The organism is Sphingomicrobium sp. (assembly GCA_036563485.1).
GTDB lineage: Bacteria > Pseudomonadota > Alphaproteobacteria > Sphingomonadales > Sphingomonadaceae > Sphingomicrobium.
Window position 1 is genome coordinate 1,897,469 of sequence record DATCMI010000001.1, and the last position, 11,028, is coordinate 1,908,496.

The following is an 11,028-nucleotide window of genomic DNA, read 5'->3' on the forward strand; positions in this document are numbered from 1 at the left end:
GCTTATCCACAGTCAACTATCGCAGTGCAGCAGCTGCGGCGCAGCATCGCTTGCCTGTGGAGCAAAGCAACGCCACATCTGTTCTCCTTGGGGGCAGTGGAAGAGGTTGAATGCTTTACGACGCCTATGAAGTGCAGCGCTCGCTTCTCGCAGGTGCGAGCAAGCTGGCCGGAATGGGCGCCGGATGGCTGAACAATCCCGCAAATCCCCTCGGCTACAGCGCCATGGGGCCGATGGTGGCGGCCAGCCTCGAGGTCTTCGCCCATGCATCGGCTCCCCGTGGCAAGCCGGAGTTCGGCATTCATAGCGTGAAGGTCGGGCGCAAGGACGTGCCGGTCCATGAAGAAGTGGTGCTCCGCAAGCCTTTCGGGCAGCTGAAGCATTTCGCGCGCGAAGGCGGCGGCAAGGGTCCGCCGCTGCTGATCGTGGCGCCCATGTCCGGCCATTATGCGACCTTGCTGCGCGGCACCGTCCATCGGATGCTCGAAAGCGCCGACGTCTACATCACCGACTGGCGCGATGCGAAGCTGGTGCCGGTCAGCGAGGGCAGCTTCGACCTCGAAGATTATGTCGATTACCTGATTGAGTTTCTCGAGCATATTGGTGAAGCCACCGGCGAACGTCCGCACATGCTCGCCGTATGCCAGCCGTCGGTTCCGGCCTTTGCGGCGACTGCGGTGATGAACGCCGCAAAGAACCGCTGGCGTCCGAAGACGCTCACCATGATGGGCGGGCCGATCGACACGCGTAAGGCGCCAACGGCGGTCAACACGCTTGCGACCGAGCGTCCGCACGCCTGGTTCCAGAGCAATGTGATCGCCACGGTGCCGATGATCTATCCGGGCGCGGGGCGGAAGGTCTATCCAGGCTTCCTCCAGCTCGCCGGGTTCATGACCATGAACCTCGGCTCGCACCTCGTCAGCCATTGGGAGATGTTCAAGCATCTTGTCGTCGGCGACGAAGAGAGCGCAACGGCGACCCAGAAATTCTATGAGGAATATCGTTCCGTCTGCGACATGACGGCGGAATTCTACCTGCAGACCGTCGACGTCGTGTTCCAGCGGCACCTGCTGCCCGACGGGCAGATGGAGCACCGTGGCCGCATCGTTGACCCGGCTGCGATCCGCGACACAGCGCTGCTCGCGATCGAAGGCGAGCGCGACGACATTTCGGGGATCGGTCAGACGAAGGCCGCGCTCGACATCGCGACCAAGCTGCCGGCTGCGAAGAAGCAGTACCTTCTTGCGAAGGAGGTCGGCCACTACGGCATTTTCAACGGCCGCAAGTGGCGCGACAGGATTGCGCCTGTCGTTGAGAAGTTCATCGCTGCCAACGATTAAGCTATTGAACTTGCAGGATTGAATCCCATCTTCCGCTCAGTTTCAACAAGCGAAAGGAGGTGGTCTGATGTCTCATTGTCATATGCCCAAAGCGGCTAAGGTGAGCGCAGCCTCCAATGGAGTGCGTGCTTAACGTCAGGCCGCTTTCTTAGGCAGGACAATGGAAAGGCCGTCCGGGGCTCCCCGGGCGGCCTTTTGATTATGTGCCGCCCCGCGCGCGCACCGGGCGCAGCACCGTCAGCGACACCAACGCGCCCGCCGCCGCGACGGCGGCCGCCACCAACATGGCATTGCGGAAGCCGGCGAACAGTGCATTCCCTTCACTTGCGAGCACGGAGCCGAGCAATGCTGTGGCGATGAGGCCGCCGGCCCGGGCGACGGCGCTGTTGAACCCTGAAGCCATGGCGACATGCTGCTCCTCGACCGAGCCCAGCACGGACGAGGTCAGGGGTGCCACCGCGATCGTCATTCCTGCCGCCATCACCAGGATGGCGGGGAACGGACCCGTCCAGTAGCGGCTCTCCGGCGTGATGAGCAGGGCCATGGCTAACCCCGCGGCGACGACAAGCGGCCCCGCAGCTAGTTGGACACGCGCGCCCACGCGCGCGGCGACGCTGCCCATGGTCGGCGACAGCAGGGTCATCAGGATCGGCAGCGGCAGCATCGCCAACCCCGCCTGCGATGGCGAGTAGCCGCCGCTGCTGATCAGCACGTACGGGATCAGCAGCATCGCCGAGCCGAAAGCGCCGTAGAGCAGGAAGGTCAGCAGGTTCAGGCCTGAAAAGCAGCGGTTGCGGAACAGGTTGAGCGGCATCATCGCGCGGCTTCCCCGCCGGTGCTCGATGAACAGGAACAGGCCGAACAAGCCCACTCCCGCCGCAAGCGACAGGACGGCGGCACCTGTGAAGCGGCCCACCGCCGACCACAAGGTCAATCCGTAAGTGAGACCGCCGAGCGAAAGCGTCGCAACGACAGCGCCGCCATAGTCGGTGCGTCCGCCCGCACCTTCGCGGCTCTCGGCAACGAACCGGACCGCGAGAACGATCGCCCCAAGCGCGAGAGGAAGGTTGATGTAGAAAATGGCCGGCCAGCCGACGTTCGCCACAAGCCAGCCGCCGATGAGCGGGGCCAGGGCGGCAGACGCCGCGCCGGCAGCCGCCCAGATGCCCACGGCCCGGCCGCGCTTTTCACCGGAGAAGGCGGCGTTGAGCAGCGCCAAGCTGTTCGGCAGCAACAGCGCTGCGCCAATGCCTTGGCCGGCACGCGCGGCGAGCAGGAGCGGGAGGGTCGGCGCAAGGGCGCAGACCAGCGAAGTGACTGCGAAGATGGAGGTGCCGACGACCAGCAGCCGACGTCGTCCAAAGTGGTCGCCGAGCGCACCGCCGAGCAGCAACAGCGCGGTCAATGGCAGAAGGTAGGCGTTCACCACCCACTGCACGTCCTGCGCCCCGGCCGAATAACTCTCGCGAATTGCCGGGAGGGCGACGTTGAGAACTGACCCTTCGACGAAGCTCAGGCTCGACGCGAGGATGCAGGCGACGAGCGTCCACCGGGGATCAGTATCCGCTGATCTCCCCGCCAGCCGGCTACGCCCCCCGGCGCGGTTCAATCGACGTGTTCGGCCAATGCCGCTTCGACCATCCGGCGCCACGTTTCGGGGTCGCCTTCGGCGGCCATCCGCTCGTCGGGCTCACGCATGGTATGAAGAACCGCAAGCGCCTGGTTCACATGTTCGCGCCAAACCTGGTCGATCTTCTCGCCGGCTGACGGGTCGCTGCCTTCGGCATTGCTGCTGTGCGCGGCGCCTGCGAGCACCCGGGCGACGCGTTCGATGAGCGGCATTTCAGAAACGGGCATGTTCGGTCCTCCCTTTTGTTCCTTCAAACCGCTTGCCGGGCTTTAGGTTCAAGAAGTGCCCGCGTTCAGCCGCGCTCGCCTCCGCTCGCCTTGCCCGTGGGACAGCTTGCCATTTGGGCGAGGCTGGCCTCGATCAGCGGACGCGCCTGATTTAGCGTCAGGCTCGCCAATTGCTTCAGCGTTCGGGTGCGCCCGACATCCTGCGCGACCAAATAGCCGACGTAATAAGCATAGCGTGGCGGGAAGGCGCCGTCCGGGTTCGGACGACCCTGGAACATGGCGGCGAGATCCTCATTTGCCGTTGAATCCAGCTTTGTGGCAATCGAGCAAACCGCCCCCCGACGATCCTTTTCGACCGCCTCGCGAAGGGAAACCGGAAACGTCAGGAGCAAGGAGGCGTCGTCCGCGCCTGGGTTGAGCTGCGCCGCCACGTAGACTGCAAGTCCCTCGCTCCACAGGCCGCACCACACCGCCTCGCATTCGTCGAAGCTGCGGCTATGATAAAGATGGAACAGCTCGTGGTGGAAGAAGGGCTGGATCGGCGTCGTCTTGTAGAGCTTGTCGATCATGTCCGCGCCGAACATGAGATAACCCTTGCCCTCTAGGGTCCGCGTTCCGCCGTCAAATTCGCCGAGGCTGTTGACAAGCAACACGGGCGGATAGCCGGTCATTGGCCCGAACGCGCGTTCGAAGCTCGCCTGTGATGGAGCCATGGAGGCGGCAAACTCCCGTGCCACGCGCGTGATGCCTTGGCGTTGCTCGGGATAGGCCTTCAAGCCCTTGAGCAGGTGGGCGTCATACTTCTCCTCGGTGGCCCCACGCATCCGGCGGTGATCGTAGAATCCCGGTAGGATTTTCGCGAACTCGCTCTTGAACCGGGCAGTGCGCTCGGCGTCAGGAAGACTTGCGGTGGCCTCCCAAACGCGCGCGAACTCGTCTGTGTAGTCGACGAGCTGCAAACCCTTGGATGCCGGCTGCGCGAACGCAGGCGCCGCGGTGAGCGATAGCAGCACCGCGAGAAGGACAGCGATGCGACGCAGGCCGCTCATCACAGGATCTCGAACAGCCCCGCCGCACCCATGCCGCCGCCGACGCACATCGTGACGACGGCATATTTCTCGCCGCGGCGCTTGCCTTCGATCAGAGCGTGGCCGACGAGCCGCGCGCCGCTCATGCCGTAAGGGTGACCGATTGAGATCGCGCCGCCGTTCACGTTCAGCCGCTCCTCGGGGATGCCGAGCTTGTCCATGCAGTAGAGCACCTGCACGGCGAAGGCCTCGTTGAGCTCCCACAAGCCAATGTCGTCGACCTTCAGCCCGAAGCGCTCGAGCAGCTTCGGCACCGCGAACACCGGGCCGATCCCCATCTCGTCCGGCTCGGTCCCCGCAACCGCCATGCCGACATAGCGGCCGAGCGGCTCGAGGCCGCGCTTCTCGGCAAGTTCGCTGCTCATCAGCACGCTGGCCGACGCGCCGTCGCTCAGCTGGCTGGCATTGCCGGCGGTGATGATCTTCTCCGGGCCGCGCACCGGCTCCAGCTTTGCGAGGCCATCCAGCGTCGTTTCCGGCCGGTTGCCCTCGTCGCGGTCGAGCGTGATCTCCTGGAACGAGACTTCGCCCGTGTCCTTGTTTTTCACCCCCATCTTGGCCGTCACGGGAATGATCTCGTCGTCGAACTTGCCGCTGCGCTGGGCCTCGGCGGTGCGCTGCTGCGAGCGGAGTGCGAACTCGTCGCAGCGCTCGCGGCTGATGCCATAGCGGTGGCCGACCACTTCGGCGGTGTCGATCATCGGCATGTAGACGCCGTTGTGCATGCTCAGCAGCTCCGGATCGGGCCCGAGCCGCATTTCACCGGTCTGGACGAGCGAAATGGATTCGACGCCGCCGGCGACGACCACGTCCATGCGATCGACGATGATCTGCTTCGCGGCGGTGGCAATCGACATCAGGCCCGACGCGCATTGGCGGTCGAGCGACATGCCGGCGACCGTCACCGGAAGGCCTGCCCGCAACGCCGCGGTCCGGCCGATTGTCGTCTGCACACCCTGCTGCAGCGCGGCGCCCATGATCACATCGTCGATCTCGGCCGGGTCGACCTTCGCCCGCTCCACGGCGGCGCGGATCGGATGGGCCGCAAGGGTCGGGGAGGGGGTCGCGTTGAACGCGCCGCGATAGGCTTTGCCGATGCCGGTACGGGCAGTCGAAACGATCACGGCGTCACGCAAAGTCATTCTCCCTCAAAGGATCACCAGGCCGAGCCACAAGGCGGAAAGTGCAGGCTTCTCCTGCCCCTCAATTTCCACCGTCACCTCGTGGCGCATCAATATCTGTCCCGGCCCTTTCTCGTCGACCGAGTCAAGCGTGAACCGCCCGCGAACACGGCTTCCGCACCGCACCGGCGCAAGGAACCGAACCCGCTCGAAGCCATAGTTCACGACCATCTTCAGGCCGTCGGGCAGAAGCATCGCTTCCGCCCCCATCCGCGACAGTAGGGACAGCGACAGGAAGCCGTGGGCGATGGTACCGCCGAACGGCGTCTGCGCTGCGGCGGCAGGGTCGATATGGATGAACTGCCGGTCCTCCGTTACGTCCGCAAACGCATCGATCCGCGCCTGGTCGATGGTGAGCCAGGACGATACGCCCACCTCGCTTCCGACGCGATCGCGGATGTGGTCGAGCGCTGCGATCGGCATCAGCCTTTCGCCTGCGGTGCGGCGTAGGGCATTACCAGGGTCCCGTCTGGGGCCGCGGTGTAGGTCGTCTGGGTCGGGTAGGCGAATTCCATCCCGCGCGCCGCGAATTCCCGGAGCAGGCGCATCATGATCGCCGCACGGTCGTCGGCATTCACATCGGGGTCGAGGCTGCCGCTGTCGTAAATCAGCTCATGGTCAAGGCTCGACGGTCCGAACGCGGTGACGGCGCAGCGGACGAAGGTGCAGCCGGCCCGCGCGCACACTGCGCTTTCGGCCACTTCCGGAACCGTCGCCAGCAGGTCCGGGTCGGTATGATAGACCAGCCCGAACGTGATCGTCGCGCGGCGGCTGTGCCCCTCGGCGAGATTGTGAATCTCCCGCTCGAGCAGCTTGGTGTTGGCCATCACCACCTGTTGCCCAGTGATCGCCCGCAGCCGCGTCGTCTTCAGTCCGATCCGCTCAACGGTGCCGGTGGTCTGGTCGAAACGGATGGTGTCGCCCCGGCGGAACGGCTTGTCGAACAGGATCGCAAGCGCCGCGAACAGATCGGAAAAGATGCCCTGCGCCGCCAGGCCGATGGCGATGCCGCCGATGCCGAGCCCGGCCACCAGGGCAGTGACGTTGACTCCGAGGTTGTCGAGGATGACGATGATCGCGATCGCGAACAGCGCGACGCTGACCAGCACACGGATCAGCGAAAAGGCATTGCCGAGGGTCGTCTCTGCATCTTCCCGCACACGCCGCCCGATGACCCCAAGGATCAGCTCGCGCGCCCAGATGGCGCCCTGCGCCGCGGCAGCGATGATGAAGAGGATGTCGAACAGCCGCCCGACCCGCGGCGGCGGCTCGGCGAAGGTAGTCACCACGTCGATCGCGGCAAAGATCATAAAGGCGAGGGTGGTCTTCGCCAGCACCCTGCCGATTACGGACTTCCAGGTCGTGCAGTCCGGATCGGCCGCGCTGATCCGGGCGCCGATGCCGCGCAGGATGAGCATGACGACGACCAGCCCCGCCGCGACGGCTGCGCCGAGCAGCAGTGCGTCGAGGTTCGCGGAGAACCAGGCAAGGGTTCGCTCGACCTTCGGCGTCATTCAGCCGCCTCTTGGCGGCGACCGGCAGCCTGGGTCAAGCGGCGGCCGCCGCCTCCTGCGCTGCGGCTTGCTCGCGGACCGCCGCCGCGCTTGCTGCGCGTTCCTGCGGCTTCGGCTTGCGCCTGCGGACGCGTCGCGCTCCCTGCGCCAGATATTCAAGCAATCCGACCTCGGTGCTCGACAGGCGCTTGCGCGGCCGCGGCCGTTCAAGTCCGCCGAGTGGGTCGCGCGGATCCTCTTTCACGGCTTCGAGAAGACGCGGGTGGACATAGGACTTGCGGCTGATCGCCGGCGTGTTGCCGAGCGCCTCGGCTACCGGCTCGACCACGGTCTTGACGCTGATCCGGGTATCGTCCGCCTTTTTCAGCATCTGGTCGAACGCAATGACGCTCGCGCCCCAGGTGCGGAAATGCTTGGCGGTGAAGTCGCTGCCTGTCGCTTCCTTGATATAGTCGTTGACGTCGCCTGACGAGATCGGCCTCGGCTCCCCATCGTCGCCGATATACTGGAACAGCATCTGGCCGGGCAGGTCCTGGCAGCGCTTGCAGATGCGCTTCAGGTTGCTGTCGGTGATCTTCACTTCGTGAACGATGCCGTGCTTGCCGGTGAACTTCATCGACAGCGACTGTCCTTTCCGCCGCAGGTGCCGCGTCCGCAAGGTCGTCGCGCCGAAGCTTTTGTTCTGCTTGGCATATTGCTCATTGCCGATGCGAATATGCTCGTGGTCGAGCAGGCGGACGATGGCGGCGAGCACCGTCTCACGCGACAGCTTGCGCTTGCGAAGGTCCTGTTCGACACGCCTGCGCAAGCGAGGCAGCGCCTTGCCGAATTCGAGCAGGCCGTCGAACTTCGCCGTCTCCCGCTTCTCGCGGAACAGCGGATGATAGCGATATTGTTTGCGGCCGCGCGCGTCGACGCCGGTGGCCTGAAGGTGCCCGTTCGGGTCGGCGCAGAACCACGCATTCTCATAAGCGGGCGGAAGGCCGATCGCGTTCAACCGGTCGATCTCGTCGCGGTCAGTGATGCGGTTGCCTTCGGCGTCGAAATAGCCCCAGGCGTTCTTGATCCGCTGGCGGCTGATCCCCGGTTCCGTATCGCTGCTGTGCCTTAGCAATGGCTTCACTCGTCTCCCTGGCGGTCTTAAGCGAGCGAGAGAGCGCGCAGGTTCCTGACGCTGGTCGAAAGGATGTCCGATGAAATTGCGTGACGCGCGGGTGTTGATCGTGGCCGCCGACGGCTTTGAAGAGTGGGAGCTGTTCGGGCCGCGCCAAATCTTGCGCGAGCGTGGGGCCGATGTGCGCCTCGCGTCGCTGACCCGCGATCCGATCCAAGCGACGGTCCGGGACGACCCGGGCAAGACGATCCGCCCAGACCTCGCGATTGACGCGGTCGACGTCGAAGCGTTTGACGCGCTGATGCTCCCCGGCGGGCTCCGCAATCCGGATCAGCTGCGCATGCACGCCAATGCGATCGCCCTGATCCGCCGCTTCGCCGAGCAGGGCAAGCCGATTGCTGCGATCTGCCACGGCCCGTGGCTGCTGATCGAAGCTGACCTGGTCCGCGGCCGTATCGTGACGAGTTGGCCCTCCATTCGCACCGACCTCAAGAATGCAGGTGCGCAGGTCGTCGACGAGCCGGCAGTGACGGACGGCAACATTGTCACCAGCCGTAACCCTGACGATGTCGACGCTTTCACGGCCGCACTCGGCGAATTGATCGAGAAGGCGCCGGAGCGGACGACGTCCTAACCGTCTGGAAACCATTTACGCCTTACTCCTGCTTGCATGCAGGCAGCACTCGCAACCAAGATCGAAGACAATGTCATCCGCGCGGCATGCGCGAGCTTCGGCGCCGCATGCGCCATTGCCGCGTACGTCTGGCTTTCGGCCTCGCTCGCTCAGCCGACGCTGGGCGCGTACGCCGGAGGTGCGGGCGCTCTCGCCTATCTGTGTTGCGGGCGCGTGCTCGCCGCTCTCGTCGGCAACTCGGAGCGGATGGCAACCCCGCCCTTCGAGCTTCGCCACTACGAAGCGCCCGAACTTGAAGAGCTTCTGCTTACCGAGCGCGTCCAGCCAGACGCCGGCGATGCGCTGGTGCTCGACGACATCCTCGAACAGCTCGGCCCCGACTCCCGCGTCGTTCGGCTGTTCGATCGAAGCGCAATGCCGACGCCTGCGGAGCTCAAGTCACGGATCGACGACCATCTGGGGCGCAGCGCCGGCGACGCCGAGAGTTCGGACGCGTCGCAGGCTCTTCACCAGGCGCTTGCGGAGCTGCGCCGCTCGATCCGCTAATCGTCGGCGACCGTCAGCGCCTCGATCATCAAGTCTGTCGAACCGTCGGGCTGCGTCGCGGCTTCACCGACGCGCGCAATGTCGGCGAGGATCGCTCCAGGTACTCTGATTTCCGCCTCGCCAAGCCCGGCGCAGATGCGATCCGCAACTCGATCCGAATCGGCGCCGATGATGCGCAGATTGAGCTTGTGACGTTCCCCCGTGAACGTCAGCGACTGCCAATCCACGCTTTCCACCATGCTAAGCAGAATCCTATCCGGCTCGACTTCAGCTCGCGCGACCAGCGCGCGCAGCAGTGCCGACGCTGCCGGCGACATCGCCAGCCGCATCATTGGTCCCCCTCCCGAAGGAAAGCCGAACGCGAGCGACGGTTCTCGGACGCGGATCGCGCCCGTTCCGCAGATCGAACACAAACCTTGGATCCCCCATGGCTTCCCGGCCGAACGTCGTTGGACTCGTGTCGTTCAGGCGCAGGAATTTTTCCACCTCTCTAAGCAAATGCACTTGTCGTATTCCTCATCAGTCGTTGCGCGACTCGGCTGCCGTTTTCTTCCCAACGCATTTCCTACTTGTCTAGGAAAATTCCTATAAGTAATGAGCCTTCAACCATGTTGCCGGATCCCCGCCTGACCCTGGAGCGCCTGTGCGCCGAACGCGGGGAGGACTTCGCCGGCCTGTCCCGCATGCTCGGGCGCAACCCTGCCTACATTCAGCAGTTCGTCCGCCGCGGAGTGCCCAAGCGGCTGAAGGAGGAGGAGCGGCGCAAGCTCGCACGCTACTTTTCGATTTCGGAAAGCCTGCTCGGCGGTCCTTCGGAGCCCAGCGAAGGGGCCGGCCTCGTCTCGATCAAGCGGCATCCGGTGTCGGTTTCGGCAGGCCCGGGCGCAGTCGTGAACGAGGAGCTTGGCAAACCTTATTTCGGCTTCAACGAGCGCTGGCTGAAAGCGCTGACGGCGAGCGGCCCCGCGAAATTGTCGATCGTCCGCGTCGACGGCGATTCGATGGCGCCGACGCTCAATGACGGCGACGACATCCTGGTCGATCTCGGCGATTGCCTCGACCGGCTACGCGACGGAATCTACGTTCTTCGCATCGACGATGCGGTGGTGGTGAAGCGCATCGCCCTCCATCCCAGCGGTAGGCGGGTGACGATCCAGTCCGACAATCCGGCCTATCCCGACTGGCCCGACTGCAGCATGGACGACATCAACTGCATCGGCCGGGTGATCTGGTCAGGGCGCCGGATCGTCTAGCCCGCGGCTGACGCGACGGCGATCGAACAGCCAGACGGCGACGGCGATCGCTGCTCCGGCGGCGAGCCCGAGCAGCGATCCGCCCACGGGGTCGCCGACCGCCAACCCGGCGACGAAGCCGATCGGGATGAACAGGGTCAGGAAACATCCCCCGGCGCGGGCGCGGCTGCTCTGCATGACCGGCCCCATGGCAGAGCGCGGTCACCAACGCCACCGCGGCATGGTCAACGCTTTGTTCACGACATTTGTCGGCAGTCGCGAAACGGCAGTGCGCTAATGCGCTCATCATGGGTCCTGCCTACATCAACAATCGTGCGTCACTCGCCGACGCTTCAGAGCTGATCGAGCGCTATGGCGACCAGGCGTTCGGCAAGGCTGCAGCGCTTGCCGAGCAGAGCCGCGACGCCGGCAATGTCCGCCGCTTCTGCCACTGGCGACAGATCCAGCGCGTCATCGCCGCGCTAAGCAGCCCCGAACCGATCGGCATCGTCCACTAAACCA

15 protein-coding genes are annotated in these 11,028 nt (G+C 65.0%); 5 read left to right on the forward strand and 10 right to left on the reverse strand.

The window, feature by feature from the left end:
- The first annotated feature begins 110 nt into the window (after positions 1-110).
- Complete coding sequence (phaZ, locus tag VIL42_09920) at positions 111-1,340, forward strand: polyhydroxyalkanoate depolymerase (protein ID HEY8593162.1); 1,230 nt, start codon at positions 111-113, stop codon at positions 1,338-1,340.
- Positions 1,341-1,539: 199 nt separating this feature from the next.
- Here the strand turns inward: phaZ and VIL42_09925 are convergent, their stop codons facing one another.
- From VIL42_09925 to VIL42_09955, 7 genes are all read right to left on the reverse strand, one after another.
- Positions 1,540-2,949 carry an MFS transporter gene (locus tag VIL42_09925; GenBank protein ID HEY8593163.1) on the reverse strand — a complete coding sequence of 470 codons (1,410 nt, stop codon included), beginning with the start codon at positions 2,947-2,949 and terminating at the stop codon, positions 1,540-1,542.
- Entirely contained in the window at positions 2,946-3,197 is a 252-nt protein-coding gene (locus tag VIL42_09930; GenBank protein ID HEY8593164.1) for a hypothetical protein, read from the reverse strand. Before VIL42_09930 ends, VIL42_09925 begins: the two co-directional genes overlap by 4 nt.
- Positions 3,198-3,262: 65 nt before the next feature.
- Positions 3,263-4,246: a hypothetical protein gene (locus tag VIL42_09935; protein ID HEY8593165.1), complete on the reverse strand. Its 984-nt coding sequence runs from the start codon at positions 4,244-4,246 to the stop codon at positions 3,263-3,265.
- Complete coding sequence (locus VIL42_09940; GenBank protein HEY8593166.1) at positions 4,246-5,421, reverse strand: acetyl-CoA C-acyltransferase; 1,176 nt, start codon at positions 5,419-5,421, stop codon at positions 4,246-4,248. The genes VIL42_09935 and VIL42_09940 overlap by 1 nt, the downstream gene beginning before the upstream one ends.
- A 12-nt stretch (positions 5,422-5,433) precedes the next feature.
- Positions 5,434-5,889 (reverse strand): MaoC family dehydratase, encoded by a 456-nt coding sequence (locus VIL42_09945; protein ID HEY8593167.1) that lies wholly within the window; start codon positions 5,887-5,889, stop codon positions 5,434-5,436.
- On the reverse strand, positions 5,889-6,980 hold the full coding sequence (locus tag VIL42_09950; protein HEY8593168.1) for a mechanosensitive ion channel domain-containing protein: 1,092 nt from the start codon (positions 6,978-6,980) through the stop codon (positions 5,889-5,891). Before VIL42_09950 ends, VIL42_09945 begins: the two co-directional genes overlap by 1 nt.
- A gap of 34 nt (positions 6,981-7,014) precedes the next feature.
- On the reverse strand, positions 7,015-8,103 hold the full coding sequence (locus VIL42_09955) for a DNA topoisomerase IB (GenBank protein HEY8593169.1): 1,089 nt from the start codon (positions 8,101-8,103) through the stop codon (positions 7,015-7,017).
- A 70-nt stretch (positions 8,104-8,173) separates the two neighbouring features.
- On the opposite strand from VIL42_09955, the gene VIL42_09960 reads away from it, so the two are divergent.
- Together VIL42_09960 and VIL42_09965 are read left to right on the forward strand one after the other, a co-directional pair.
- The gene (locus VIL42_09960) at positions 8,174-8,728 is read left to right on the forward strand and encodes a type 1 glutamine amidotransferase domain-containing protein (protein ID HEY8593170.1); all 555 of its coding nucleotides are present in this window, start codon (positions 8,174-8,176) and stop codon (positions 8,726-8,728) included.
- Positions 8,729-8,764: 36 nt separating this feature from the next.
- Positions 8,765-9,274, forward strand: coding sequence for a hypothetical protein (locus tag VIL42_09965; GenBank protein ID HEY8593171.1), 510 nt, complete (start codon positions 8,765-8,767; stop codon positions 9,272-9,274).
- Here the strand turns inward: VIL42_09965 and VIL42_09970 are convergent.
- Positions 9,271-9,606: a hypothetical protein gene (locus VIL42_09970; protein ID HEY8593172.1), complete on the reverse strand. Its 336-nt coding sequence runs from the start codon at positions 9,604-9,606 to the stop codon at positions 9,271-9,273. The two genes, VIL42_09965 and VIL42_09970, sit on opposite strands and share 4 nt — an antisense overlap.
- Positions 9,542-9,778 carry a hypothetical protein gene (locus VIL42_09975; GenBank protein ID HEY8593173.1) on the reverse strand — a complete coding sequence of 79 codons (237 nt, stop codon included), beginning with the start codon at positions 9,776-9,778 and terminating at the stop codon, positions 9,542-9,544. The genes VIL42_09970 and VIL42_09975 overlap by 65 nt, the downstream gene beginning before the upstream one ends.
- A gap of 104 nt (positions 9,779-9,882) precedes the next feature.
- On the opposite strand from VIL42_09975, the gene VIL42_09980 reads away from it, so the two are divergent.
- The gene (locus VIL42_09980) at positions 9,883-10,527 is read left to right on the forward strand and encodes a S24 family peptidase (protein ID HEY8593174.1); all 645 of its coding nucleotides are present in this window, start codon (positions 9,883-9,885) and stop codon (positions 10,525-10,527) included.
- Here VIL42_09980 and VIL42_09985 read toward each other — a convergent pair.
- Positions 10,507-10,704, reverse strand: a complete 198-nt coding sequence (locus VIL42_09985; GenBank protein HEY8593175.1) for a hypothetical protein — start codon at positions 10,702-10,704, stop codon at positions 10,507-10,509. The genes VIL42_09980 and VIL42_09985 overlap by 21 nt on opposite strands.
- A 110-nt stretch (positions 10,705-10,814) precedes the next feature.
- Here VIL42_09985 and VIL42_09990 point away from each other — a divergent pair, with 110 nt between their 5' ends.
- Entirely contained in the window at positions 10,815-11,024 is a 210-nt protein-coding gene (locus VIL42_09990) for a hypothetical protein (protein ID HEY8593176.1), read from the forward strand.
- The last annotated feature ends 4 nt before the right edge of the window (positions 11,025-11,028 follow it).

Excerpts from the sequence above, each read along its gene's own strand:
- phaZ (HEY8593162.1), top strand. The coding sequence starts at position 111 with ATGCTTTACGACGCCTATGAAGTGCAGCGCTCGCTTCTCGCAGGTGCG.
- VIL42_09930 (HEY8593164.1), bottom strand. The coding sequence starts at position 3,197 with ATGCCCGTTTCTGAAATGCCGCTCATCGAACGCGTCGCCCGGGTGCTC.
- VIL42_09935 (HEY8593165.1), bottom strand. The coding sequence starts at position 4,246 with ATGAGCGGCCTGCGTCGCATCGCTGTCCTTCTCGCGGTGCTGCTATCG.
- VIL42_09945 (HEY8593167.1), bottom strand. The coding sequence starts at position 5,889 with ATGCCGATCGCAGCGCTCGACCACATCCGCGATCGCGTCGGAAGCGAG.
- VIL42_09950 (HEY8593168.1), bottom strand. The coding sequence starts at position 6,980 with ATGACGCCGAAGGTCGAGCGAACCCTTGCCTGGTTCTCCGCGAACCTC.
- VIL42_09960 (HEY8593170.1), top strand. The coding sequence starts at position 8,174 with ATGAAATTGCGTGACGCGCGGGTGTTGATCGTGGCCGCCGACGGCTTT.
- VIL42_09965 (HEY8593171.1), top strand. The coding sequence starts at position 8,765 with ATGCAGGCAGCACTCGCAACCAAGATCGAAGACAATGTCATCCGCGCG.
- VIL42_09970 (HEY8593172.1), bottom strand. The coding sequence starts at position 9,606 with ATGATGCGGCTGGCGATGTCGCCGGCAGCGTCGGCACTGCTGCGCGCG.
- VIL42_09980 (HEY8593174.1), top strand. The coding sequence starts at position 9,883 with ATGTTGCCGGATCCCCGCCTGACCCTGGAGCGCCTGTGCGCCGAACGC.
- VIL42_09985 (HEY8593175.1), bottom strand. The coding sequence starts at position 10,704 with ATGCAGAGCAGCCGCGCCCGCGCCGGGGGATGTTTCCTGACCCTGTTC.
- VIL42_09990 (HEY8593176.1), top strand. The coding sequence starts at position 10,815 with ATGGGTCCTGCCTACATCAACAATCGTGCGTCACTCGCCGACGCTTCA.